This window comes from Lutimonas sp., from assembly GCF_051011215.1.
Lineage (GTDB): Bacteria > Bacteroidota > Bacteroidia > Flavobacteriales > Flavobacteriaceae > Lutimonas.
In genome coordinates, this window is record NZ_JBPCUJ010000113.1 from 1 (window position 1) to 25,516 (window position 25,516).

Sequence of the window (25,516 nt, forward strand, 5' to 3'; positions counted from 1 at the left end):
GGAGGTAAAGATTTCATCTGGGCCCATCCATCGGCCAATGCGCCAGAAGTAGCAACTGCCATCTCAAGAGGTGCCTTTGAATTCCAGGGACAAAAATGTTCTGCTGCTTCAAGAGCTTATTTACCAAAGAGCTTATGGGCAGACATCAAAAACAAGGTTGTTGAAGATGTGAATTCATTTAAAATTGGTACACCAGGAGATTCTTCAAACTTTATAAATGCAGTAATTGACGATCGCGCCTTTAAAAAATTATCTGGATATCTGGATCAGGCAAAAAAGGATGCTGATGCAGAAATTATTGTTGTGGTGGTTATGATGATTCCGTTGGTTATTTTATTGAACCAACCGTTATCGTAACGACAAATCCTACCTACGAAACAATGTGTACTGAGCTATTCGGTCCTATCATTACCATTTTTATCTATGAAGATGAGCAATGGGAAGATGTACTTGAATTGGTTGATCAAACTGGTGAATATGCCCTGACCGGCGCTATATTCAGTCAGGATAGATATGTGATCGATACGGCGACCAGAAAGTTAGAAAATGCCGCAGGTAATTTCTATATCAATGACAAGCCAACTGGAGCTGTTGTAGGTCAACAACCTTTTGGTGGAGCAAGAGGATCTGGAACAAATGACAAAGCCGGTTCCGTATGGAATTTGTTACGATGGGTGTCAAACAGAACGATTAAAGAAACCTTTGTACCCCCAACCAATTACAGATATCCTTTTTTAGGAGAATAGTAAAAAATTATAGGAATAATAAAACCCGGAATCTTTGATTTCGGGTTTTTTTATACACCTTGCATTTTATCTGCATCCGGCAATAAGCCGATCAATTTTTGCGGATCATGAATCAATACCGGCATATGCTGTGCACAAATAAAAAAACTTGATTCCTTATAATGGAATTCTGTAACAGGTGCCTCATCCTGACTTTTTTGGCATACAAGACACTCTTTTTGATCTTTCATAATGATTTGATTTAAGTTTCAAAAGTAAGATCCTTTTTGAACCTAAAATATGACTTTCATTAGCTAAGGCTTTTTATTTTCAAAAAGGCCTATAGATTCAGCGACTCTTTTAAAATTTGTACAAATTCATACACATCACTGTAATTATTATATAAAGGAGCCGGTGCAATTCTGATTACATCTGGTTCCCTCCAATCCGCAATAACACCTTTGTCACTTATTTTTTCAAACAAAGATTTGTTACTGTTCAATACCCTCAAGGACAATTGGGCACCTCTCAATTCAGGCTGTTTAGGGCTAATTATTTGAATTCTATCCGTATCCAGGGCTCCTACCAAATACTCCAGATAGGCCGTTAATATTCTGGACTTTGCTATAAGAGCTTTCATACCCACCTCATCAAAAATCTCTAAAGAAGCTTTTAAAGCTGCCATGGACAAAACCGTCTCGTTACTCATCTGCCAACCTTCTGCTCCCTGAATGGGTACAAAGGTATCATCCATCAAAAATCGAGTGGCTTTATCATGCCCCCACCATCCGGCAAATCGAGGAAGGTCTGTGCGTGTAACATGTTTTTCATGAACAAAACAACCCGCAATACCTCCAGGGCCTGAATTCATATACTTGTAGGTACACCAAACTGCAAAATCCACATTCCAATCATGCAAATGCAAGTCTAAATTACCGGCTCCATGGGCCAGATCGAAGCCTACCATGCAACCCATGGCATGACCTGTTTCTGTAATCTTTGCCATTTCAAATGCCTGCCCTGTATAATAATTTAATCCCCCCAGCATCACCAAGCTAATTTGTTCACCCTGATTCTTTAAAAGTTCAAGAATATCTTCAGTTCTGATCAGATCCTCACCATCCCTGGCCTCCATCTCGATCAATGCCTCTTTTGGATCAAATCCATGGAATTCAATCTGCGATTTAACAGCGTATTGATCTGAAGGAAAGGCATTCTTTTCAATGAGAATCTTAAAACGATGCTTCGAAGGTTTATAAAATGAAACCAGCATAAAATGAAGGTTGACCGTCAAACTATTCATGGCCACCACCTCTTTCTTTTTAGCCCCCACTATTTTCGCCATCTGCTCCCCCAAACCTTCATGATAGGTAGCAAATGGATGATCACCTTCAAAATGACCTTTGACACCCAAATAGCGCCAATCATCAAGAACAGCTTCAATATGTTTCTTGGCAGATTTTGGTTGCAGCCCTAATGAATTTCCACAGAGATAAACTGCTTCTTTACCATCCGTATGCTTTGGGAAATAAAAATGATCTCTATACTTTTTCAGAGGATCATTTTGATCCATTTCAATTGCAAAATCTTTAGTGGGTTTGAATTCCATCAGTGTTATCGGTTTAATTTTTATGTATGATCGGATATAGTAAAGGTCTGCTGGGTGAGGCGTCTGACTGAAAGGGGGCTATTTGCAAATTCAGCAGATAGTTCCCATCTTTTATCGCATCCTCCACATAGATCATTTCTGTAATTGTCTTTTGAAACTCACTATTAACTGTTGCTTCATGGCTCTCTTCTTTTATATTCCAGAAGATATGATGGGCATTTAATTTACCGTCATCAAACAAACGATCTACAGAAGGCAGATCCACCAAAATATGTTCTACACCCAGAGAAACAATATACCTCATGGCTTCTAAGGAAAAAAAAGGAGGATTGTTCTCTATATAATTTCTCGACTTTTTAGAGTCATTATTAGGTTGGGTTCTAATAACAAGGGCCTTTCTAAAATCAGGGGCAGCATTCGTTAATTCTCCTTCCAGAAGTTCCTTAGTGATTAAAAAATCTTGCTTCTCAAGTTCTGGTTTATAACTGTCCTCTGAGCTGTTCGCATTTACAGGATGGACTGTAATCAATGTTGCCGGAATAAGTGACTCTTTTAATTGTTCATGTATCCTGAATCTCTTGTTCGTAATATGTCCAATACATTCTGTATGGGTTCCGTTGCAGTGAGGGGTCAGTTTGAGTTGTTCAAAATTACATCCTCCCCCTTTTCGGGTATCACCCACAAAGTCACCTGTCTGGTAGGCTTCAGAACTGGCTGATTCAACACCATAGGTATTCGGCTGATCACCATTAAATTCTAATGGAATTGATATGTCATGAACCTTTGAGGTATCAAAAACAACTTGCTTCTTGTCTATAAGGGCACTAATCTTCATTTATTCAAAATTAGTTCTTTTAGGAAAAATTGAAATTTAGCTTCTCTTTCATTTCTTCCGGCAAATCCGGTAAAAATGAGCGTGGAATCAACAGGGTGGAAATATTATGTAGATCATAAAACACCCGGTGTTGATCTGCTGTCTGTTTTAAATAATCATAACCGGATGAACCTCCGGTACCTATTTTTTGTCCCAGGGTTCTGAGCACCATCTGAGCATGGCGATTTCTCCAGGTAGTGAGTAATTCATCCATATCTATCAATTTCTGCAGAAACATAAAAGGTTGTCTCAATAAAGGCTCATCTCTGTAAAGGTTAATCAGTAGGGCCGAAATTGTCGCCTTATAAGATAATTTTAATTCACCCTTTTCAATTTTTTGATGGTGTATGTCTTTATCAAAAACAGATTTAAAATAGGCATCTGTTTCTGCCAACATATTCACTCTAAACTGTTTTTCCTGATTTGAAATATAATCTGCTTTATTAATGTCCTCAACCTCACGGTCATGCATTCTATTGACTGATTTCTCATATTCCTTTAGAAAATCGAATTTTTCAAATTGTAGAAATGGGGTTCGTTCCAACCATTTTTCAACCAGATCGAACATAGAATCGCCGGTCTCCAATTTTTCTAATATGGCTTGCTCTTCATCTGAAAAAACTCCTGAATAAGAACATTGTGTATATGAAATTCTTCGTTCTCGTTTTAACCCCAGGGAAACTTCCAATTGCCTAAACTGAAAACTTTGAAAACCAGAAGCTGGTAACAAAAAGTTTCTGAAATCTAAAAAATCAAGCGGTGTTATGGTTTCGATAATGTCGATCTGATCTACCAAAATCTTCTGAATCTTAACGATTCTGTCCAGTCTTGAAATGGCAATACCAATATCCGATTCTTTCACTGTTCCATCACTGAATAGTTCTTTTACAGAAGCAATATCATGTAAAATTTCTTTAAACCACAGCTCGTAAACCTGATGAACAATGATGAACAACATTTCATCATGTGCAGGCTTTTTAAATTCCACACTCCTTAATTTCTGCGCATCCAGAATCTTTTGCAATTGCAGGTATTGGTCATAGTGTATCGATGAGAGTTCTTTATCCATAAAACATTCTAAGTATAAATATTGAGAATAATTTAATAATCACGCTAATTTAAGGAAGAATATTAAGGATTGAGAAATATCTCTCCACTATATTAACAAATTTCAAATTTACACCTCTTAAAAACAGGAAGGGATTTAAGCATTAAATAGGCCTTGAACGCCCTTTAAAAAAGGTAAATGTTTTGTAATTTGAAAGCGATTAGTTCATTTAAAACTCAACTCATGAAAAAGCTCATTAACTATTTACTTCAAGGTTTATTATACCTTGCCCCCCTCAGCATAACCGCCTATGTTTTTTACGCAGCTTTCAATTTTATTGATGGCCTTTCTCAAAAGATTATTACCCAATTTTTTGACATACATATTCCGGGACTTGGCCTTCTTTCCCTCCTCGTTTTTTTGATCTTAATCGGTTTTTTAGGAAAAACCATTATAGCTCAACCGCTGAAAAAAGTTTTTAGAAAGATTATTGATTCAGTACCACTCTTAAATTTTATATACTCCGCATTTAATGATCTTTTCACTGCTTTTGTGGGGAAAGAAAAAAAATTCAATCAACCAGTTCTGGTGAAAATCAATCTAAATTCTAATCTCGAAAAACTCGGTTTTATCACAGAAGAAAATCTCGACATCATCCAGTCGGAAGGGAAGGTCGCGGTTTACTTTCCTCATTCTTACAATTTTTCCGGAGAATTATTCATTCTGCCAAGAACACAAATAAAACCTCTGGATGTTAATTCAAGCGAAATGATGAAATTTATTGTTTCAGCCGGGTTAACGGGCTGGGAAAAACATGATTAAAGACGCACCTTAATTGGAATATGGACAACTTTTTTTGTCTCAAAAAAGGGATCTTTAAAATAGGTGGCTAAATCGTATAATGATGCTTTGGGAAAGTGTTTTAATTCTTCCGTTAAATCGCCTCCTTTTAGGTAGAGTATCCCGTTTCTCAATTCATGCCTGCTCTTTTTTGCAATCTTCTTTTTTACCCATACAACAAAATCATCCATTTTTGTAACTGCCCTGCTTACCACAAAATCAAATTCACCCTGAACATTTTCTGCCCTTGTGTGAATTGCCTTGACATTTGTCAATCCCAAACTATCAGCAACTGCCTGCACAACTTTGATTTTCTTGCCAATTGAATCCACCAGTACAAAGTCAGTTTCTGGAAACATAATGGCTAAAGGTATGCCCGGAAAACCTCCTCCTGTCCCTACATCCAACACCTTAGACGACGGCAAAAATGGCTGAACCTTCGCAATTCCTAAAGAATGTAAAACATGCTTCACATCCAATGCCTCTATATCTTTTCTTGAAATCACATTAATTTTTGCATTCCAATCTGTGTATAAATCTTGCAATTCAGAAAATTGTTTCAATTGCAAAACTGTAAGTTCCGGAAAATTATCAGCGATCAAATTCATTCAATTTTTCAGCAAAAATACAATTAATATGACCAACCCAAACATTGTAGAAAAATGATCTATTGAACCATCTGTAACAAACTGCTGTAATTGATAAATTCTTCCCATTAAAATGGGATTATTTTAACAAAAAAACTCCAAAATCTGTCAAAAAACTAGTAGCTTTGCAAACTGAATTCTGTTACTTTAACAAAACAAAAGGAAAACATATGCAAGGGATCAAATTTGTTACCAGAGACAAGACTAATTTCATTAAAACTCTGAATAAAAGGGTTAATAATTACTTCAAAGAAAATAATATTAAGAAAACCGGTAATTGGAAACTTTATACAAAAGCCATTATCATGTTTTCTCTTTTTATTATACCGCTTATTGTCCTGCTTACTGTAAAACTTCCCGCCTGGGCCATGATTTTAATGACTGTAATAATTGGCGTTGGAATGGCTGGTGTGGGAATGAATATTATGCATGATGCAAATCATGAATCTTTTTCCAGTAAAAAATGGGTGAATAAAATTATGGGGAGCAGTATTTATATTCTCGCCGGCAACGTTTATAACTGGAAGGTACAACACAACGTACTGCATCATACCTATACCAACATTCAGGGCCTGGATGAAGATATTGATGCGGGAAGGATTATTCGATTTTCAAAACATGCCAAGTGGTTTCAAATTCATAAATTCCAGAAATATTATTCTATTTTTCTATATGGCTTACTGACCATTAATTGGGCCATTACGACAGATTTTAAGCAAATGCACAGCTATTTAAAACGTAAACTGTCTTATGGAAAATTTCCAAATCCCGCTAAAGAGTGGTCCATCTTGGTGATTACTAAAATCCTCTATTATTCCATTTGGATTGTATTACCAATCATGGTCATGGATATTGCCTGGTGGCAGGTATTAATTGGATTCTTCATCATGCATTATACAGCCGGCATGATTTTAAGTGTGGTTTTCCAGCTGGCTCACGTGATGCCAAATACGGATATGCCGCAGCCTAATGAAGAGGGCGTCATGCAACATACCTGGGCCATTCATCAATTGTATACAACCTCCAATTTTGCGATTAACAACAAAATAGTCAACTTCTTTACCGGTGGTTTAAATCATCAGGTGGAGCATCATATATTCCCACACATATCTCATATTCATTATAAAAAATTATCTGAGATTGTTAAAAACACAACAAAAGAATTCAACCTGCCTTATAACGAGTATCGCACAATGATTGGTGCTTTTATTGATCATTTTAAGCAACTCGACAAATTAGGGAAACATCCAGAATTAGCATAAATCATTAATCATTTTATTACAACAATGTCACAACCATTATCCGACAGAATCAACAGTTTACCAGTTTCACAGACTTTAGCCATGGCAGCTAAAGCGAGAGAGTTAAAAGGTCAGGGAAAAGATATCATCAGCTTAAGTTTAGGTGAGCCAGATTTCAATACACCAGATTTTATCAAAGATGCAGCGATTCAGGCTGTAAATGACAATTACAATTCCTACTCTCCGGTAAATGGATATGCGGATTTAAGAGAGTCTATTTGTAGAAAATTTAAAAGAGATAATGATCTTGATTACAACGTTAATCAAGTGGTTGTTTCTACTGGAGCAAAACAATCCATCGCCAATGTAGCTATGGTTTTGCTCAATCCTGGAGATGAAGTAATCCTTCCGGCACCTTATTGGGTGAGTTATTCAGCCATCAGTATTTTGGCAGAGGCAACCTATGTTGAAATCCCTTCAAGTATCGAAACAGATTTCAAGATTACTCCGGAACAATTGGAAGCGGCAATTACGCCTAAAACAAAAATGATCTTCTTCAATTCCCCGAACAATCCAAGTGGAACAGTATATACAGAAGAAGAATACCGAGCACTTGCAAAAGTATTGGAAAAACATCCTCAGATTTACATCCTTTCTGATGAAATCTATGAGCACATCAATTATGGAACACCAAATTTTAGTTTCGCTCGTATTGAAAGCATGTACGATAGAACAATCACAGTAAATGGTGTTGCCAAGGCATTTGCGATGACCGGATGGAGAATTGGGTATATAGGTGCCCCTGAATGGATTGCCAAGGCATGTAATAAAATGCAAGGCCAAATCACCTCAGGAGCGAATTGTATTGCTCAAAGAGCGACAATTACGGCCTTAGATGCGCCCGTTTCAAAAATTCAGTACATGGTTGATGAATTTCGTGTGAGGCGTGACATGATTCTGGATTTATTGAATCAAATTGAAGGAATCAAAACAAACGTAGCACAAGGTGCTTTCTACGTTTTCCCTGATGTTTCTTATTACTTTGGAAAAACCATCAAAGGAACCAAGGTTGAAAACGCATCGGATTTCGCCATGCTATTATTGGAGAAAGCCAATGTTGCCACCGTAACAGGAGAGGCATTTGGAGCGCCAAATTGCATTCGAATCAGTTATGCTGCTTCTCAGGAAGAATTGAAGGAGGCCGTGAAGAGAATCGCCGACTTATTATCTTAGTAAATTAGCTGATGAGTTTTAAATTTTCCTCACCTACGCGTTGGGCCGATTTCGACCCAAACAATCATATGCGGCATACAGCCTACAATGATTATGCAGCTGAATCAAGGGTTCGCTTATTTGATGCCTACGGACTGTCACTCACTGAATTTAATCGCTTACGAGTTGGCCCGGTTTTATTTAAGGAAGAAACCAGTTTCTTCCGTGAAATTGGCATCGGTGACAATATTACGGTAGAAGTGTTTTTAAAAGGAGCTTCAGAACTTGGAGAGCGATTTAAGTTTGTGCATAAAATATTTAGAGGAGATGGTATTCTTTCTGCAGAGATTGAAATATATGGTGCCTGGATTGACCTGAACAAGAGAAAGCTTACAACCCCTCCTGGTATCATTCTGGAAGTTTTAGAAAAACTTACCAAGACCGATGATTTTGAAAAAATTTCTTTGAAACGATCATAATAATCGATAATTTGGGACCTTAAATACGATCCCATGAAAAACTTTCAACAAAATACCGGCCTTTTAATACTTCGATTGAGCATTGGTGGTCTGATGTTGTTTCATGGAATTCATAAATTGATCAATGGGGTCGATGGCCTGGTTGGTATGTTCAGTAATATGGGGCTTCCTGGCTTTGTAGCTTATGGCGCCTATTTAGGAGAATTCCTTGCTCCCATTTTCATCATTATCGGTTATCGTACCAAAATCGCCTCGCTCTTTGTGGCTGCAACAATGCTGGTAGCAGCAATGACGGCGCATGCCGATGAGATTTTAAAAATTGGAGATCACGGTGAATGGGCTTTAGAATTAATTGGGCTCTATTTATTTGGTGCCTTTAGTATCTTCTTTCTGGGAGCTGGAAAATTTGCTGTTTCCAGTTCAAACAAATGGGATTAATTAAGTCGTTACGTTGTCAAGACTATAGAAAGCTCCTTTGTTATTTTTCCTCTTCATTGACTGATGTACGATGAGATAAGCGATGGCATTTAAGTTTCTCAATTCACATATCTGAGGTGACAGTTTTGATTTTTCATAAGCCTTTTCTGTATCCTGAAACAGGTAATTCAAATGATCGAGTGCCTTCTCTAAACGCTCATCGGATCTAACAATTGAAACGAGGTCAGTCATAATGTTCTGTATGGTTTTCCTATTGTGGGAAATCAACACATTTTCCTTCGGTACCATCGTCCCTTCTTCATCCCATTCGGGAATCTTATACTCCACCCCCAAATCGAGTTTGCTTCGGTTCTGAATTATCTCTTCTGCAATTCGCTCCCCAAATACCAAGGCTTCTAATAAAGAATTTGACGCCAATCGATTGGCTCCATGCAAGCCTGTTCTCGAACATTCTCCGCAGGCAAACAAATTCTGAATCGAACTATAGCCATTCACATCTACCTCAATACCACCCATTAAATAATGGGCAGCCGGCACTACAGGAATCATTTGATGCGCTATGTCAATTCCCAGACTATCACACTTCTCATAGATGTTTGGAAAATGTTTTTTAAACGCTGTCATTTCCAAATGAGAGCAATCCAGATAAACATGAGGATCTCCTGAAACAATCAACTCCTTATTGATAGCCCTCGCCACCACATCTCTAGGAGCTAATTCGGCTCTTTCATCCACTTTCAACATAAACCGATCTCCGGCTTTGTTTCGCAAATAAGCTCCAAAACCTCTCACGGCCTCTGAAATTAAAAATGATGGACTGATACCTGGTTGGTACAAAGCTGTTGGATGAAATTGAACAAACTCCATATCAACAATTTTTGCTTTCGCCCTATACGCCATGGCAATTCCGTCACCTGTTGCTATTATCGGATTCGTAGTAGCCGCATACACCTGCCCTATTCCACCAGTAGCCAATATGGTTGAACTGGCAAGATAGGTTTCAATTTGATTTGTTTTCTGATTCAAAATATAAGCACCATAACAGGCAATATTCTTTGAATCTGAGGCTGCTGACTTCGGACTAAGATGATGGTCCGTAATCAGGTCAATGGCAAAATGGTAAGGCAACAATTCAATATTCGGCAATTTATCAACCTGTTCCAACAATGTTTTCTCAACTTCAAAGCCTGTGATATCTTTATAATGCAATATTCTATTGGCTGAATGACCTCCCTCCATTCCAAGATCGATTTCTCCTTCTTTATTATAGTCGAAATCTGTCCCCCATTCTATAAGTTGCCTCATGGATTCAGGGGCTTCTTCAACGACCATTTTTACCACAGCCTTATTATTAAGGTGGTCTCCGGCGACCATTGTATCGTCTATATGATCCTGAAAAGAATCTAATTCATCCCAAACAGCTGCGATACCGCCCTGGGCATATTTCGTATTGGATTCGCTTTCATTTGCCTTTGTAGCTACAATGATTTTTTTATCTGGAAGAGCCGTTGCCGACTTGATAGCAATCGATAATCCTGCTACTCCAGATCCTAAAACCAATATATCTCCCTTAAATTTACTCATGCTATTTTGAAGAAATATCTAACATACGCTGGATTGGAATCAATGCCTTTTTTTGAACTTCTTCTGGGACATGTACTTCTGGCAATTCATGTTTCATACACAAATACAATTTCTTCATCGTGTTCATTTTCATATAAGGACATTCACTGCAGGCACAGGTATTGTCCTCCACTGCAGGAGCAGGATACAATGTTTTTTCCGGCACTTCTTTCTGCATCTCATGTAATATCCCTGCCTCAGTAGCCACGATAAATTCTTTGGCCGGATCCGTCTTGGCAAAATTGATCAAACCGGAAGTTGAGCCTATATAAGCAGCCGTTTTTAAAATATGTTCTTCCGATTCAGGATGTGCTATGATTTTTGCCTCGGGATGTGATTGATGTGTCGTCAATAGCTTATCAATAGAAAAGGCCTCATGCACAATACAAGCGCCTTCCCACAAGAGCATATCGCGTCCAGTTTCTTTATTAATATAAGCTCCTAAATTCTTATCCGGAGCAAAAATGATCGGTTGGTCTACCGGAATGGAATCAACTATTTTCTTGGCATTTGAAGACGTACAGCAAATATCGCTAATTGCCTTCACATCCGCCGAGGTATTTACATACGTGACCACAATATGATCCGGATGCTTTTCTTTGAAGGCCTGCAAGTCAGCTGCCTCACAAGCTTCGGATAAGGAACAGCCTGCATTCAAATCCGGTAGCAACACTTTTTTGTCAGGATTTAAAATCTTAGCAGTTTCTGCCATGAAATGTACTCCGGCAAACACGATGAGATCTGCATCCACTTCAGCAGCCTTATAGGAAAGCTGCAAACTGTCTCCTACAAAATCTGCTATATCCTGAATGGCCGGTTCCTGATAGTAGTGCGCCAGTATTACAGCATTTTTCTCCTTTTTCAATTTTTGAATCTCAGCTGCAAAATCAAGCTCTTCATTTGTTTCTATATCCAAAAAACCTTTCTCCTTTAATTCCTTCTTGGCTTGTTCAATTTCCATAATCTAAACAGTTTTAGCGAAACAAAATTACTCTTTTTTCACGAAACTTCGCGGTGAAAATAAAAGTTAGGATCAAAATTCATGTGTTTAGATTTGAACATGAAGGCGATCGTTTTTTTCAGACTCAACTCTTAAAAAAGTCAGGAAAGTCGATCGTCTTGCTACAGATTTTTTGCCCAGCTCATTAAATTTCACTATCTTGGATTCATTCCTAATTGCTTAGAAAAGAAATAATTCCAATTGCCTTGGTATCATTGGAAGTTTTGAGCGTACAACAAATACCTTAATTTAAAAATTCAGAAAACACCGATAAAGAACCACATTCCATTCCAATTAAACAACTAATCAATATGAAGTCCCCTGCAAAAATTTTGATAGTAGAAGATGAGATGATCATTGGAGCAAATATTTCCTTGCAATTATCCAAATTAGGATATGAGGTAACCGGCATCGTCTCCAGAGGTGAAGAAGCACTGACGCATGTCAAACAGAGTCGTCCCGATATTGTATTAATGGACATACAACTAAAAGGAGCTCTTGACGGAATCGAGACCGTTACTCAAATGCATCGTGAAACCAACATGCCGATCATCTATTTAACGGCGAATGCAGACGAAGAAAATTTTGAAAGGGCAAAATCAACCAACCCTTATGCTTTTATTTCAAAACCTTTCAAAAAACTTGATCTTCAACATGCCATTGACCTTACGATGGAAAGACTGCATAGAAATGGTGCTGATAAAAAACAAGAAGAGGATGAAACATGCATTTCTCCTTTTGTTCAGAGCGATAGCATTTATGTAAGACGTAATGAAAAAATGATAAAAATCCTTATCAAGGATATCTATTATTTTGAAGCTGACAGAAATTATTGTAAAATTTATTCCAAAAAGAAAGAGTGCCTACTTGTGATGACACTGAAGGAAATCAATGATCGGCTACCCCGAGAACATTTTTTACGAATACACCGATCATTTATTATAAACTTATCTCATGTGGATGAAGTTGCAGGTACACATGTGGTAATTGGTAAAAAAGCAATTCCTTTAAGCAAAACGTTGAGAAGAGAACTTTTAGACAGGCTTCAAACTTTTTAGTCAATATCAAATTCCATTCTGATCTTAGTCCCTTCTCCACTCATTGTCATGATCGACCCATCTAACTGATGAATTAATAAATCTATTAACTGGGTTCCAAATCCGCTACCTTCATCGTCTTCCTTATCGAATTCAATCAAACCAATACCATTATCTGCCACTTCTAACAAAATTCTATCTTTGTTCAAATGCCTGCAGGTAATATGAATCACTCCTTTTCTGTCTTCCGGAAAAGCATGCTTCAGGGAATTTGTAAGCAACTCATTGACAATAAGTCCTATCGGAATCGCAGCATCGACATCCAGATTCATTTCTTCTAATTCATAGGTGTATTCGACCCTGTCATCTGAGCCATATGAATCAAGGATATGCCTGCTTAAATCTATTAAATACTCCTTCATTCCTATGCTTGAAAGATTCGTGCCCTGATACAACTTTTGATGTATCATGCTCATGGAATACACCCTGTTCCTGCTTTCTTCTATTGCAGAAATTATTTTTTGATCTTTAATCTTATCAGCCTGTAACTCTAAGAGACTTGATACTATTCCTAGATTATTCTTTACCCTATGATGTATCTCTTTCAGAAGAAACTCCTTTTCCTCATTTTGATTCTCGAGTAAGATATTTTTCTTTTTGTTGTTCTGATAGGTTACATATAAGACCAATAAAAGTATGAGAAGCAGTCCAGCGATAATAATAATCAAAGATTGAGTCGATCTTTGCTTCTTAATCCTTTCTTCCATCCCTAGGATCATGCTTTCTTTATCTTCTAAATCAAACTCGTATTTTAATAATGACATCCTCTTTTTTGCATGATCATTTAATACCTCTTTTTTTAAAGAATCATATACTTCAAAAGCATTGATCGAATTTTGATAATTATGACTTTCATGATACGCCCGTCCCAGTCTTCGATACAATTGGCTCAGGAAGAACTTATCTCCAAACTCTGGGGTGGCAACTTCCTTGGAAAGGTTTAAAAGCTCTATTGATTCCTGGTATTTACCCTGAAACAATTTTAACCTGCCTATGGATGACCAGGAACGCATCAGCAAAAAATCATTATCAATCAGATTCGCATACTTCACCGCCTGTTCTCCCGCATTTTCCGCTAATTCAAATTGATTCAACTCTGTATATAAATCAACCAGTGATATATATATGTCGCTCAGGTTATTGTAAAACCCGTATTGTTCGCCCATATCAATGGCCCGCTTAAAATAGAACAAGGCTTCTTCATATTTTTGCAGATTCATAAGGTTATTTCCAACCACATAAAGAACAAAGTCATAATCCATATCCTTTAAGTTGCGTTCTTCAAAATAACTCACTGAGGTCAAAGACAGTTCAAGACCTTTTTCAAAATCCGAAAACTTCCAATACAAATTACTAAGATCACTATAAGCCTGAGCAATGGCCTTATTATCATTCAGGTCGGTACCAATATTTTTACACTTAAAAGCAAAATCAGCCGCCATTAATATATTTCCTTCTCTTTCATAAATATATCCAAGCTGGGTATAGAGCAAAGGCAGGTCTTGTTTTTTAACTTTTGGCTCAGCATCCAATAAAATTTGACGTGCAGTGTCCAATTTCTCCATGCGCAGCAGTATAGCTCCTTCTGTAATCTGAAACCGCCCTTCCCATAATTCATTGCCATCAGCTCTTACCAACTCAAGACCTTCTCTCGTTAATTCCAGAGATCGCTTCAAGTCTCTTGTATGCATGTAATAGGCCAGGTCATTGAGTGCTGCATATCTAAAGGAATCGATCTTTATGGTTTTATATTTAGCCTCTAACTCATCCAGATAACCGCTATCAAAATCATCTGTTTCAATAAAAACCCGCTGATAAGGTATGGCCCGATCATTATCTATCAATTTCTGGCTTCTAAGAACGTTGGTAACGAAAACCAATCCTATCAGTAGTAAAAGATTTTTAAAAGACTGCATTTTCATAAGAAGTATACTACCCAATTACATCCATATTCTGCTGAACCGTCAACGATGAAAAGTGAATTTAACCGGTTTAAAGCAACGCATTTAAAAGTTGCCTGTAGAAAGTTACGAATTAAAATGCAAATTCTTTTGATAAATAAAAAGGGGCTTTCGGATAAGAATAACTAGTGTCTGTCCTATTTGATTTGACTTTATGCCTCAAACAGAATTACATTAGATAATCTAAAGATCAATTGAATACCTGTAAAACAGTTTAATGTCTCAATATAATAGAATCATCTTCTTAATGATATTCTTATTCTTACTGTCGTGTAATCAATCAGAAAGCGCAGCAGAGAAAGAACGAAAGAATCTAAAAACATGTTTGAGCTTTGTTGACAATGTATGGAACAACAAAGATCTGACTAGTTTAGAATCCTTTTTTGCCGATACCTTCAGCAGAAATGTAAACAGCATTGAGGCAGCCAGCAACCTTCATGAAATGACAGCCATTTTCAATATTTACTTTATCGCTTTCCCCGATTTACACTTTACAGTAGAGCAAATCACCCCCATAGATGATCAATTATTTATGACCTGGAATATGACTGGAACAAATACCGGTGTATTCGGCGACAATCCTGCAACTGGTAAACAAGTACAGATCAACGGTATAACCAGGTTAGATTTTAATGACGATAATAAAATTGTTAAACAGAATGTATTTTATACAGAATTATCCTTGTTGCAACAGCTCGGACATACACTACAAAGACCAGAATAAAGGAACATTAACTAAAACTATATAACCATGAAACTTTTAAAACTTTCCCTACTTGTTTTTACACTGACACTTATGCCATTCATTTCTTTTGCTCAGGAAACTGATGATTATCAAGCATACTGGATTCATGAAGATCGTGTCAAACCGGGTATGACAGAAGAATATGAGCAAATTGCAAAAGATCTTGTCGCTGCTTGTAAAGAACATAATGTGCAAGAAACCCAATGGCTCACAATGGCTTTGAATGATTATTCTTACCTATATGTCACCCCGATGAAAAATTTCGCAGAACTGGATCAGGATGGCTTTGCTAGTCTTGCAGAAAAAATGGGGAAAGATAAGATGAATGCACTGTTTGAGCGTTTTAACAACACCTATGAGGAACACGGTGATTATGTTGTTTATCTCAATAAAAAACTGTCTTATATGCCAGGTGGCGTTTCTCAAACAGTTGAAGGGCAAAATTACAGAACCCTGTATTATAATTATGTCACTCCCGAAAATGATAAGGGGTTTGTGGAGACCATGAAAAAAATGAAGGCGGCGTTTGAGAAGAACAATTCGAAACTTCATTACCGCGTATATAAAACCGGGTTTGGAGTAATGGGAACTTATTATATGGTAGCCATCGCCGCTGAAAACAATTTGGCAAGTGCCAAAACAGGTGATGACAACTGGAATGCTATGAAGGATGATTTTGAACCACTTTTAAGTGAGCTCAGTAAACATACCTGGAAAACAGATGAGAAAAGAGGATGGATGAGAGAAGACCTTGGCTACATTCCTGCAAAATAATCTTAAGCACATCTCAGATATGAAAAACATATTATTATCAGCCTTGGTTTTAATATTGACATTGTCTTGTGACAATTTAAAAGAAACGAGGTACACGCGAAATTGTACTGAAATTGACCTGTTAAAAAAAGGCATTGAACATTATGAAAAAGGCGATTGGGATCAATGGCTGGATCAGTATGCAGATTCTGCCCAGATTTATCAGAACACATGGCATGTTTGGTCCAGTCCGGAAGTTACAAGAGAAAAGCATAAAGAACTCATTTCAAAACTATCTTCCTATAGTTTTGAAAGAGAAGAATTAAGCATGGAAAGAATTATTGATGACAACGGCAAGATCTGGGTTAATTCATGGGCCTTATGGCGAGGCACTCTGAAAGCCAACAACAAAGTCATTGAAATCCCTGTTCATCTTACAATTCAATTTGTTGATGGTAAAATAATCGAAGAATGGGGGTTTTGGGACACGCATGAACTCAATAGAGAATTGAGTATGATTGAACAAAACACTAACTAAATCTATAAAAAATGAATCAAATTGATCCTTCAAAAATTATGCAAATTGGCATGGGGTTTTGGGCTTCCAAAACCCTATTGACAGCAGTAAACATGAATCTATTCACGCTGCTTGCAAAGGGCGAGAAATCTGCAAAAGAAATTCAAGAATCTTTGGGGCTGCATGACAGATCAGTGTATGATTTTCTCGACACGCTTGTAGCACTGCAATTTTTAAATCGCAATGGCATCAAAGAAAATGCCACCTATTCCAACGCGGAAGACGTAGATTTCTTTTTGGATAAAAATAAACTCACCTATATCGGGGGAATACTGGAAATGTCAAACAACAGGCTCTACCCTTTTTGGAATAACCTTGAAGAAGCCCTGAAAACCGGAGAGCCTCAAAACGAAAGCAAGGCAGGTGGTGATTCGATGTTTGATGCCATTTATGCAAATCCTGAAACACTGGCAGAATTTCTACATGCCATGGGAGGAGTACAAGCCGGTAATTTTGATTGCTTTGCCCGAAATTTTAACTTTTCCAATATCAAAACACTTTGTGATATCGGTGGGGCTGGAGGGAATTTATGCGTGCATGTGGCTAAAAATAACGAACATATGAATTGCTTATCATTTGACCTGCCCCAGGTAGAATCAATTGCCAACAACAATTTTAAACAACTAGGTCTCAACGGCCGGGCAAAGGCGGTTGCGGGAGATTTTTTTACCGACGATCTGCCCAATGCCGAACTAATAACCATGTGCAATGTTTTACATGACTGGGGTTTGAAGGATAAAAAAATGTTACTTAAAAAAGCATTTGATGCCTTGCCCGAAAATGGCACCTTGGCCGTTATAGAAAATGTCATCGACAATGAAAGAAATAAAAATGCTTTTGGCCTCATGATGTCTTTAAATATGCTGATAGAAACAGATGAGGGATTCGATTACAGCTTTTCGGATATCGAATCATGGGCGAAAGAAATTGGATTCAAATCTGTAAAATTAATGCCGCTAACAGGACCAACAAGTGCTGTTATAGCCATCAAATAAGAATACGCAGTCAACCAAAATTACCAATCAATTAGATAGATTGGAATATCAAACCGGTAAGTACACGTATGTTGAAAATTATCAACAGGGGAAAGGTTTCATCATACGTGTCTTACCATTTTTTTGGATTTAGTTATCTTTAAAAACATGGTAAACAGCAAATCATAACAGCATGTCAGTTCAAATCAAGTCGAAGCGTATTTCTTCTATCGATATTTTAAGAGGGCTTGTAATGGTCATTATGGCCTTGGATCATGTACGAGATTACTTCCATTACGGTGCGCTGGTTTCCGATCCGACTGATTTGGAGACCACTACCCCATTTCTCTTTATGACACGTTTTGTAACTCATTTCTGTGCGCCCGTTTTTATCTTTCTAACGGGAACTTCCGCAAGTCTTTACGGTCAGAACAAGTCCAAAAAAGAATTGTCTAAATTCCTTTTTACCAGAGGTTTATGGTTAATTATTGTTGAAATTGTTCTTATGAATTTTCTTTGGTGGTTTGATCCAAGTTATAGTTTTATCAACTTACAGGTGATCTGGGCCATTGGTGTATGTATGCTGTTTTTGGCTGTTATCATATACTTGCCTTACAACATTATTATCGTCTTGTCACTTGTCATTGTTTTCGGTCATAACATGTTGGATAACATCGTATTTGAAGGTAAAAGTTTTGGTGCGATTTTGTGGTATATTTTTCACCAGGCTAAGTTCTTACCCTTGGAAAATCAACGCATGGTGGCTTTCTATTATCCGGTGTTGCCATGGATTGCAGTAATGGCTCTTGGCTATTGCTTCGGCTTTTTATACCGGAAAGGTAGCGATCAGCAAAGAAGAAAAACCTTTTTACTCATACTTGGAATCAGCTCCATTACTCTCTTTCTGCTTATCCGATTCTTAAACATCTATGGAGATATGGTCCCCTGGACCCCTCAAAAAAATGACCTATTTACTTTTCTGTCTTTTATGAACGTATCAAAATACCCACCATCATTATTATTTTTATTGATTACGATCGGACCAACTTTTCTGGTACTTTATCTTCTCGAGGATGTTCAATCAAAATTCACTGATGTATTGCTTGTTTTTGGAAGGGTTCCGTTTTTCTATTATGTCCTGCATATTTTCATTATTCATGCTGCTGCGCTGATCACCTTATTTTTATTAGGCAAAGATTGGAGCTTGATGATATTCGGCCCTGAATCATTTACAACGAACAAAATGGCCGAAAATGGCTACTCTCTGGGTGTGGTATATCTTGTTTGGATCCTGGTTGTTGTATTTTTATATCCCTTGTGCAAAAAATACATGGCCTATAAACTGAATAACCCCAAAAAATGGTGGTTAAGCTATCTTTAAAATAAATCAAATCTAAAATATTGATCATGAAAAATCTAAGTTTTCTAATCCTAATCCTATTATTTGCCTGCAAAGACCAAAAACCCAAGGATAGTTACCTGGGAATTGTCAATATAGATATCAGTGGAAATGAAAAAGCTATTCCGCATTTTGAAAAAGGGCTTTTATTATTGCACAGTTTTGAATACGAAGATTCACGAGAATCCTTTTTAAAGGCTCAAGAAGAAGATCCAAAACTCCTGATGGCTTATTGGGGCGAAGCTATGACCTATAATCATAGTTTATGGACCGAACAGGATTATGATCAAGGAATCCGGGCACTTGAAAAACTTAAGGAACATCAAAATAACACCGACGTTTCTGAATTAGAAAAGGATCTGATCAGCGCGATTACGGTTCTATACAGATCCGATACTGTTAAAGTCCAAAGGGATGAGAACTATGCTAAAAAAATGGCTTCCTTGTATAACAAATACCCTGACAATCACGAAGTAGCAGCATTCTATGCCCTTTCATTATTAGGCTCTGTTGAAGACGGAAGAGATGAAGTCATTTATGGCCAGGGTGCAAAAATTGCGCAAGGAATACTTGACAAAAACCCAAAACATCCCGGTGCGCTTCACTATGTAATTCATTCTTATGACGATCCCGGACATGCAGAACTGGCGCTTGCTGCCGCAGATTCTTATGCCATTGTAGCACCTGATGCAGGACATGCCCTGCACATGCCGTCTCACATTTATATGGCCTTGGGCATGTGGGATCAGGTAGTGAGCAGTAATGAGAATTCATTTCAGGCCAGTATCAATCGAATGAATGCGAAAAACCTTGCCCCACATGGCAGGGGCTATCATGCCTTTCACTGGCTCGAATACGGATATCTTCAACAAGGAAGGTTTGAAGAGGCAGAGAAAATGGTTTTTGATATGGAAGGTTTTATGACGGCAGCTCCAAATCAATATTCAAAAACACATATGGTGTATCTCAAAGGAACCTATCTTGTTGAGAGTAACGATTGGAACAGCGACGTGAGTGCTATTGAAGTCGACATTGAAGATCTAAATGTTGTTACTCGCTCTAAATACAGGTTTATCAACGGAATGAAGGCCTATCAAAAAAATGATAAAGAAGGGCTTGTTGCTGCCATCAATGCTATTAAAAAAGATCACGATAAAGAATCGTATCTCGTCAGCTATGATGATGCGCCTTTTTGCTCTGGAGCAAGTCGCTACAATACATCTCCTTCCATGCTGGTCAGAACCGAAATAATGATGTATCAATTAATGGCCATGAATGGATGGTTGGAAAACAACCCGAAAGAAACAGAGTCGTTCTTAAAAAAATCCATTGAGCTTGAGGAGAACCTTAGTTTTAGTTTTGGACCTCCGGTGGTTCAAAAACCAACAACAGAACTTTATGCAGACTGGCTGCTGGCCCACGGAAGAACCGAAGAAGCCGCAAAACAATATAAAAAAACACTTGACAAAACACCCAAGCGAAGTAAATCCGAAAAAGGGCTTCAGATCTGCGAAAACAAATTATCTGAATTGGCTATGACTGTTAATTAAGGAAGATTTTTCACAGGTTGCCAACATTCACTGGAAAGATAAATTTTTATATATTTACCCAAAACCACAAGTGTTGCCACCTTATTCCTATTTTCAACAACTTTCTTTGAGAGGAGGGCGGGATGCGACATAGCTAGATTATGATGTATGAATAGAAGAATTGCCTTGAGAAATTTAGGAATCCTCACAGGAGGAATGGTACTACTTCCTTCTTGCGATTTCTCAAAAGAAAATGCAAAGCTGACCCTCAACAAATTAGACATCCTGCCTTCAGAGCAATCTTTGATGAAAGTACTCGTCGATACAATAATACCCGAAGGTGACATTCCTGGTGCCAGGTCATTGGACATAGATAATTTTGTTTGGATCATGGTGGATGATTGCTTAAAAGATGAAGATCAGGAACAATATTTAATGGGAATGAAACTGTTTGAAAACTATACAAAACAAGTATCAAACAACTCATTTTCTGCACTCAATCAAAATGAACGTGAAGAAGTATTGATCGGAATACTGGCCATAGATTTAAACGAAGCGACCGATTCTGATAAGGCATTGAATTTATTTGTGAACATTACTAAAAACCTGACTTCCTATGGATATATGCAATCTGAATATATCATGAAAGAAGTGATGCCATACACCCTTGTTCCAGGCAAGTATGGATCTTGTGAAACTATTGATAACAGTAAAAGAATAAATGTAAATGGATAATTTCTCAACTGAGACGGAGGCTTCAGAAAGCTATGATGTAATTGTCATTGGATCAGGAATGAGCGGTGGCTGGGCAGCGAAAGAATTCACTGAAAATGGGTTTAAAACCCTGGTCATCGAAAGAGGTCCGGAAGTTAAACACAATGTAAATTACCCGACAACTAACATGAACCCATGGGAGTTCAAGCACCGAGGAAATATTCCGGAAGACATAAAAAAGGAAAATCCTATCGCAAGCAAGTGCTATGTTTTTAGAGAAGACGCCGCACACTTTGTATCAAAAGATAAAGAACATCCCTATGTTCAGGACAAGCCGTTTGACTGGATCAAAGGATACCAAACAGGTGGTAAGTCTTTGTTATGGGCCAGACAGACCCAACGATTCAGTGACTATGATTTTGAAGGTCCTGCCAGGGATAATTTTGCCGTTGACTGGCCGATAAGATATAAGGATTTAGCTCCATGGTACAGCCATGTTGAAAAATTTGTAGGTATTGCAGGAAACAAAGATGGATTGGATGTATTACCAGACGGCGAATTTTTACCAGGAATGGATTTGAATTGTATTGAAGAGCATTTTAAGACATCCGTGGAGGAAAACTATGAAGAAAGACATGTCATTAGTGGCAGATGCGCACATATCACCGAACAACGAGAAATTTTCACCCAACAAGGAAGAGGTACATGTCAATATAGAAATCTTTGCCAGCGCGGATGTCCGTTTGGAGGTTATTTCAGCAGCAACTCAAGTACCCTCCCCTGGGCCATGAAGACCGGGAATTTAACAATGATTCATGATTCTGTGGTAGCCTCCGTAATTTATGATGAAGAAAAAGAGAAGGCTACTGGGGTGTTGGTGATCGATGCCAAAACCAAAGAGAAAAAAGAATACCATGCTTCGGTCATTTTTGTCAATGCCGGTGCTTTAAATACCAATCTGATACTACTAAATTCTACATCCAAGCGTTTCCCTGATGGATTAGGAAACGACAATAAGTTACTTGGGAAATATGTTGCTTTTCACAATTACCGGGCCCAGGTTTTTGCCGAATATGAAGGGTTTGAAGACAAGCATACCACAGGTCGGGAACCAACCAATGCTTATTTACCAAGATTCAGGAATGTTAAAAAACAAGAAACTGACTTCTTAAGAGGCTATGCTGTCACATTTAACGCCAGACGGCAAATAATTCAAAATACCGAAGGTCTTGGAACTTCTTTAAAGGAAGGATTGTTACATCCCAGCTACGGAGTATGGCGGGCTGCTGCCCACATGATGGGTGAAACGATTCCCAAAGAAACCAACCAGGTAAGTCTGGATCCGGAAAAAACGGATGACTGGGGTATTCCTCTGTTAAAAATCAATGTGACCTACGATGACAATGATGAAAAAATGATCAAAGATTTTCATAGCGAATTTAAAGAGATGTTTGAAAAAGCAGGCTTTACAAATATTCATTTGTATGATTCTAAACAGGCTCCCGGACTTGACATTCACGAGATGGGTGGCGCAAGAATGGGCAAGGATCCTAAAAATTCATTGTTAAATAAGTGGAATCAGCTGCATGGCTGTAAAAATGTCTATGTGACTGATGGCGCTTGTATGACCTCAACTTCTACCCAAAACCCTTCGCTTACCTACATGGCAATTACAGCAAGGGCATGTGACCATGCCATCAAAGAATTAAAAAAACATGATACCTGAATGAGATTCAACGCAACTAAATCTAACATGAACCATCTGTAAGTTAATTCTTACACAATCTGAAAAACCAGTTTATGACAAAACACATACTATACCTGTTCTTACTTATAAATGTCTCTCTGTTCGCACAACAGACAGAATTAAAATTGGCAGCTGACGTTTGGCCTCCATTTACAAATGTTGAAGAAGAAAAATCAATTTTAACAGATCTCGTTAATGAAGCACTCATGCGAATTGACATAGCTTCTTCGGTGAGCATCATTGAATTTTCGAATGTGTTAAGTGAGATTGAATCTGGAAAACTAGATGGCTCCCCAGCACTTTGGATTAGTGAGGAAAGAAAAGAAAAATATTATTTTTCCAAGCCTTACTTGAATAATCAATTGGTTTTAGTGGGAAGAAAAGGCAGTACTGTTAGCCAAGAATCTTTCACTGAATTAAAAGGAAAAAAAATTGGGGTTGTTGACAACTATGCTTACGGAACTTTTGGAAAAGAAAATGACATTATTGTTGTTTCAGATGTCAGTAATCAAAAAAACCTGGAAAATTTATTGTCGGAAAAAATAGATTATATGTTGGTTGACGCCTTGTTAATTCAATATATGTTAAAATACCAATTAAATGACGTTACACAGCACCTTGCGATAGGTCAGAAACCACTTTTAATCAAGCCCTTGCATCTAGCACTGGGAAAAAATGTTGAAAATGCAGAGGAAATATTAGATCAGTTTGATAAAGAGATTGAAAAAATGGTTGTAGATGAAAGCTTTAACCGAATACTCGAATTAAACTGGATCAAGGCTGATGTTGACGGTGATGGTGTCATGGAACTGGTACTGGGCAGTAATATGGCAGGTACCGAGGCGCCTCAAAATATTTATGGACTAATGATGGACAATTCGTATAAAGAAAAAAATGCTCCGACTCGTTATTATGTTGATGGGAAACTGTATGAAGATTGGGACAATGTTCCAAAAAGCTATAAGTTGGATTTGGTTGAAGACAAAACACCCAGTGAGGACGATGTGTATATAAGGTTAGACTTCTAGATTTACTCTAAAATCAAATGAACCTGTCTTTTTTTAAAGACAGGTTTTTTTTTGCTAAATTGAGAAGGCAATTCATTTAAATCGACACTTATGGAATTCAAAGAAGTAATGGAAGAACTGGCATCTTATGCAGATGAAAGAACAAAGAACACATTTATGAGGCATGGAGCCAGAGAACCTTTCTTTGGCGTCAGAGTTGGGGATTTGAAAAAAATACTAAAAAAAACAAAAAAGGATCACCACTTATCACTTGCCTTGTATGATACAGGGAATTCTGACGCCATGTATCTTGCCGGACTTATGGCAGATGAAAAACAAATTAGCAGAGATCAGTTAAACCAATGGGTTAAAAAGGCCTATTGGTCTTATCTAAGCGAATATGCCGTCCCCTGGGTGGCAGCAGAAACTCCTTTCGGATTTGATCTTGGCCTTGAGTGGATTGAATCTGATGTTGAAACTATTGCCACTGCAGGCTGGTCGGCACTGTCAAATTATGCCAGTGTAAACGAGGAACTCAATGTGGATAAATACCGTGCGCTTCTTCATAGGGTAGCCAAAGAAATAGATAAAGAGAAAAATAGGGTGAAATATACCATGAATGGATTTGTAATTGCCGTAGGAAGTTTTATCCCGGAATTGACGAACGAAGCCAAATTAATTGCAGATAAAATTGGAAAAGTAACCGTTTATATGGGAGGGACGTCTTGTACAGTTCCATTGGCCATTGATTATATAAAAAAAGTGGAGACCCGGGGTCGTATTGGTAAGAAAAGAAAAGCCGCCAGATGCTAATTATCATGTTTTATTCAATAAAAAAAATAAATATTTGCATTTAATTAAAGACCGATATAATGAAAACTGCATCAATCGTTAGTGATTTCTCTTATAATGACTCTAAACCTGATATTTCTGTTTTAATGGAAACAGAGAATAGTAAAGAATTGCGTATCGCCATGAAACGCGGACAAACAATGAAAAAACACCAGACCCCCTTCCCTATTATCGTAGAGATTTTTGAGGGAAGCATCGATTTTGGAGTAGAGGATCAACGTTTGCATTTAGTAAAAGGTGATATTATTTCGCTGGAAGGAGGTAAACCACACGACCTTACCAGCCTCGAAGATTCTATTATCAGATTATCCCTGGCCAAAAGTGACAAAATTTCACGAGTTGAAAATGTTGTAAAAGATTAAAAGACTCGTTTTCGGTAATTAGAACGAAGCTTCCTTGCTATAAATAATAGTTTTATATTTGGT

25 protein-coding genes and 1 pseudogene are annotated in these 25,516 nt (G+C 37.7%); 18 read left to right on the forward strand and 8 right to left on the reverse strand.

The window, feature by feature from the left end; translation table 11 throughout:
• Window positions 1-746 (forward strand): annotated as a pseudogene (locus ACR2MV_RS10705) (aldehyde dehydrogenase family protein); the annotation flags it as partial.
• 50 nt (window positions 747-796) lie between these two features.
• Here ACR2MV_RS10705 and ACR2MV_RS10710 read toward each other — a convergent pair.
• From ACR2MV_RS10710 to ACR2MV_RS10725, 4 genes are all read right to left on the reverse strand, one after another.
• Window positions 797-976, reverse strand: a complete 180-nt coding sequence (locus ACR2MV_RS10710; protein WP_434021908.1) for a hypothetical protein — start codon at window positions 974-976, stop codon at window positions 797-799.
• Between the two features lie 89 nt (window positions 977-1,065).
• Window positions 1,066-2,334, reverse strand: coding sequence for a kynureninase (kynU, locus tag ACR2MV_RS10715; RefSeq protein WP_434021909.1), 1,269 nt, complete (start codon window positions 2,332-2,334; stop codon window positions 1,066-1,068).
• Between the two features lie 13 nt (window positions 2,335-2,347).
• The gene (locus ACR2MV_RS10720) at window positions 2,348-3,169 is read right to left on the reverse strand and encodes a cyclase family protein (RefSeq protein WP_434021910.1); all 822 of its coding nucleotides are present in this window, start codon (window positions 3,167-3,169) and stop codon (window positions 2,348-2,350) included.
• Window positions 3,170-3,188: 19 nt separating this feature from the next.
• Window positions 3,189-4,277: a tryptophan 2,3-dioxygenase family protein gene (locus tag ACR2MV_RS10725; RefSeq protein ID WP_434021911.1), complete on the reverse strand. Its 1,089-nt coding sequence runs from the start codon at window positions 4,275-4,277 to the stop codon at window positions 3,189-3,191.
• Between the two features lie 222 nt (window positions 4,278-4,499).
• On the opposite strand from ACR2MV_RS10725, the gene ACR2MV_RS10730 reads away from it, so the two are divergent.
• Window positions 4,500-5,078, forward strand: a complete 579-nt coding sequence (locus ACR2MV_RS10730) for a DUF502 domain-containing protein (RefSeq protein WP_434021912.1) — start codon at window positions 4,500-4,502, stop codon at window positions 5,076-5,078.
• On the opposite strand, the gene rsmG is transcribed toward ACR2MV_RS10730, so the two are convergent.
• On the reverse strand, window positions 5,075-5,704 hold the full coding sequence (gene rsmG / locus ACR2MV_RS10735; RefSeq protein ID WP_434021913.1) for a 16S rRNA (guanine(527)-N(7))-methyltransferase RsmG: 630 nt from the start codon (window positions 5,702-5,704) through the stop codon (window positions 5,075-5,077). The two genes, ACR2MV_RS10730 and rsmG, sit on opposite strands and share 4 nt — an antisense overlap.
• 209 nt (window positions 5,705-5,913) lie before the next feature.
• Here rsmG and ACR2MV_RS10740 point away from each other — a divergent pair, with 209 nt between their 5' ends.
• From ACR2MV_RS10740 to ACR2MV_RS10755, 4 genes are read left to right on the forward strand one after another with little or no spacing between them, the layout of a single operon-like run.
• Window positions 5,914-7,005, forward strand: coding sequence for a fatty acid desaturase family protein (locus ACR2MV_RS10740; protein ID WP_434021914.1), 1,092 nt, complete (start codon window positions 5,914-5,916; stop codon window positions 7,003-7,005).
• Window positions 7,006-7,029: 24 nt separating this feature from the next.
• Window positions 7,030-8,217 (forward strand): pyridoxal phosphate-dependent aminotransferase, encoded by a 1,188-nt coding sequence (locus tag ACR2MV_RS10745; protein ID WP_434021915.1) that lies wholly within the window; start codon window positions 7,030-7,032, stop codon window positions 8,215-8,217.
• A gap of 11 nt (window positions 8,218-8,228) precedes the next feature.
• Window positions 8,229-8,675: an acyl-CoA thioesterase gene (locus ACR2MV_RS10750; protein WP_434021916.1), complete on the forward strand. Its 447-nt coding sequence runs from the start codon at window positions 8,229-8,231 to the stop codon at window positions 8,673-8,675.
• Window positions 8,676-8,708: 33 nt separating this feature from the next.
• Entirely contained in the window at window positions 8,709-9,113 is a 405-nt protein-coding gene (locus ACR2MV_RS10755; protein ID WP_434021917.1) for a DoxX family protein, read from the forward strand.
• Here the strand turns inward: ACR2MV_RS10755 and nadB are convergent, their stop codons facing one another.
• Together nadB and nadA are read right to left on the reverse strand one after the other, a co-directional pair.
• Complete coding sequence (gene nadB, locus ACR2MV_RS10760) at window positions 9,114-10,697, reverse strand: L-aspartate oxidase (protein WP_434021918.1); 1,584 nt, start codon at window positions 10,695-10,697, stop codon at window positions 9,114-9,116.
• Window position 10,698: 1 nt separating this feature from the next.
• Complete coding sequence (gene nadA / locus ACR2MV_RS10765) at window positions 10,699-11,697, reverse strand: quinolinate synthase NadA (protein WP_434021919.1); 999 nt, start codon at window positions 11,695-11,697, stop codon at window positions 10,699-10,701.
• 350 nt (window positions 11,698-12,047) lie between these two features.
• Between nadA and ACR2MV_RS10770 the strand changes: the two genes are divergently transcribed.
• The gene (locus tag ACR2MV_RS10770; protein ID WP_434021920.1) at window positions 12,048-12,794 is read left to right on the forward strand and encodes a LytR/AlgR family response regulator transcription factor; all 747 of its coding nucleotides are present in this window, start codon (window positions 12,048-12,050) and stop codon (window positions 12,792-12,794) included.
• On the opposite strand, the gene ACR2MV_RS10775 is transcribed toward ACR2MV_RS10770, so the two are convergent.
• Entirely contained in the window at window positions 12,791-14,749 is a 1,959-nt protein-coding gene (locus tag ACR2MV_RS10775; protein ID WP_434021921.1) for a tetratricopeptide repeat-containing sensor histidine kinase, read from the reverse strand. The genes ACR2MV_RS10770 and ACR2MV_RS10775 overlap by 4 nt on opposite strands.
• Window positions 14,750-15,011: 262 nt before the next feature.
• On the opposite strand from ACR2MV_RS10775, the gene ACR2MV_RS10780 reads away from it, so the two are divergent.
• The 11 genes from ACR2MV_RS10780 to ACR2MV_RS10830 all read left to right on the forward strand — a co-directional run bounded on the left by ACR2MV_RS10780 (window position 15,012) and on the right by ACR2MV_RS10830 (window position 25,453).
• A complete protein-coding gene (locus ACR2MV_RS10780) occupies window positions 15,012-15,518 on the forward strand; it encodes an ester cyclase (protein WP_434021922.1) in 507 nt (168 codons plus the stop codon).
• A 27-nt stretch (window positions 15,519-15,545) separates the two neighbouring features.
• Window positions 15,546-16,313, forward strand: coding sequence for a hypothetical protein (locus ACR2MV_RS10785; RefSeq protein ID WP_434021923.1), 768 nt, complete (start codon window positions 15,546-15,548; stop codon window positions 16,311-16,313).
• Between the two features lie 19 nt (window positions 16,314-16,332).
• Window positions 16,333-16,830 carry a nuclear transport factor 2 family protein gene (locus ACR2MV_RS10790; protein WP_434021924.1) on the forward strand — a complete coding sequence of 166 codons (498 nt, stop codon included), beginning with the start codon at window positions 16,333-16,335 and terminating at the stop codon, window positions 16,828-16,830.
• A gap of 11 nt (window positions 16,831-16,841) precedes the next feature.
• On the forward strand, window positions 16,842-17,864 hold the full coding sequence (locus tag ACR2MV_RS10795) for a methyltransferase (protein WP_434021925.1): 1,023 nt from the start codon (window positions 16,842-16,844) through the stop codon (window positions 17,862-17,864).
• A gap of 172 nt (window positions 17,865-18,036) precedes the next feature.
• A complete protein-coding gene (locus ACR2MV_RS10800; protein WP_434021926.1) occupies window positions 18,037-19,224 on the forward strand; it encodes a DUF1624 domain-containing protein in 1,188 nt (395 codons plus the stop codon).
• A gap of 26 nt (window positions 19,225-19,250) precedes the next feature.
• On the forward strand, window positions 19,251-20,792 hold the full coding sequence (locus ACR2MV_RS10805) for a tetratricopeptide repeat protein (RefSeq protein WP_434021927.1): 1,542 nt from the start codon (window positions 19,251-19,253) through the stop codon (window positions 20,790-20,792).
• A 147-nt stretch (window positions 20,793-20,939) separates the two neighbouring features.
• On the forward strand, window positions 20,940-21,506 hold the full coding sequence (locus ACR2MV_RS10810; protein WP_434021928.1) for a gluconate 2-dehydrogenase subunit 3 family protein: 567 nt from the start codon (window positions 20,940-20,942) through the stop codon (window positions 21,504-21,506).
• A complete protein-coding gene (locus tag ACR2MV_RS10815) occupies window positions 21,499-23,211 on the forward strand; it encodes a GMC oxidoreductase (protein WP_434021929.1) in 1,713 nt (570 codons plus the stop codon). Before ACR2MV_RS10810 ends, ACR2MV_RS10815 begins: the two co-directional genes overlap by 8 nt.
• Window positions 23,212-23,285: 74 nt before the next feature.
• Complete coding sequence (locus ACR2MV_RS10820) at window positions 23,286-24,260, forward strand: substrate-binding periplasmic protein (protein WP_434021930.1); 975 nt, start codon at window positions 23,286-23,288, stop codon at window positions 24,258-24,260.
• Between the two features lie 90 nt (window positions 24,261-24,350).
• Window positions 24,351-25,052, forward strand: a complete 702-nt coding sequence (locus tag ACR2MV_RS10825; RefSeq protein WP_434021931.1) for a DNA alkylation repair protein — start codon at window positions 24,351-24,353, stop codon at window positions 25,050-25,052.
• 59 nt (window positions 25,053-25,111) lie between these two features.
• Entirely contained in the window at window positions 25,112-25,453 is a 342-nt protein-coding gene (locus tag ACR2MV_RS10830; RefSeq protein WP_434021932.1) for a cupin, read from the forward strand.
• The last annotated feature ends 63 nt before the right edge of the window (window positions 25,454-25,516 follow it).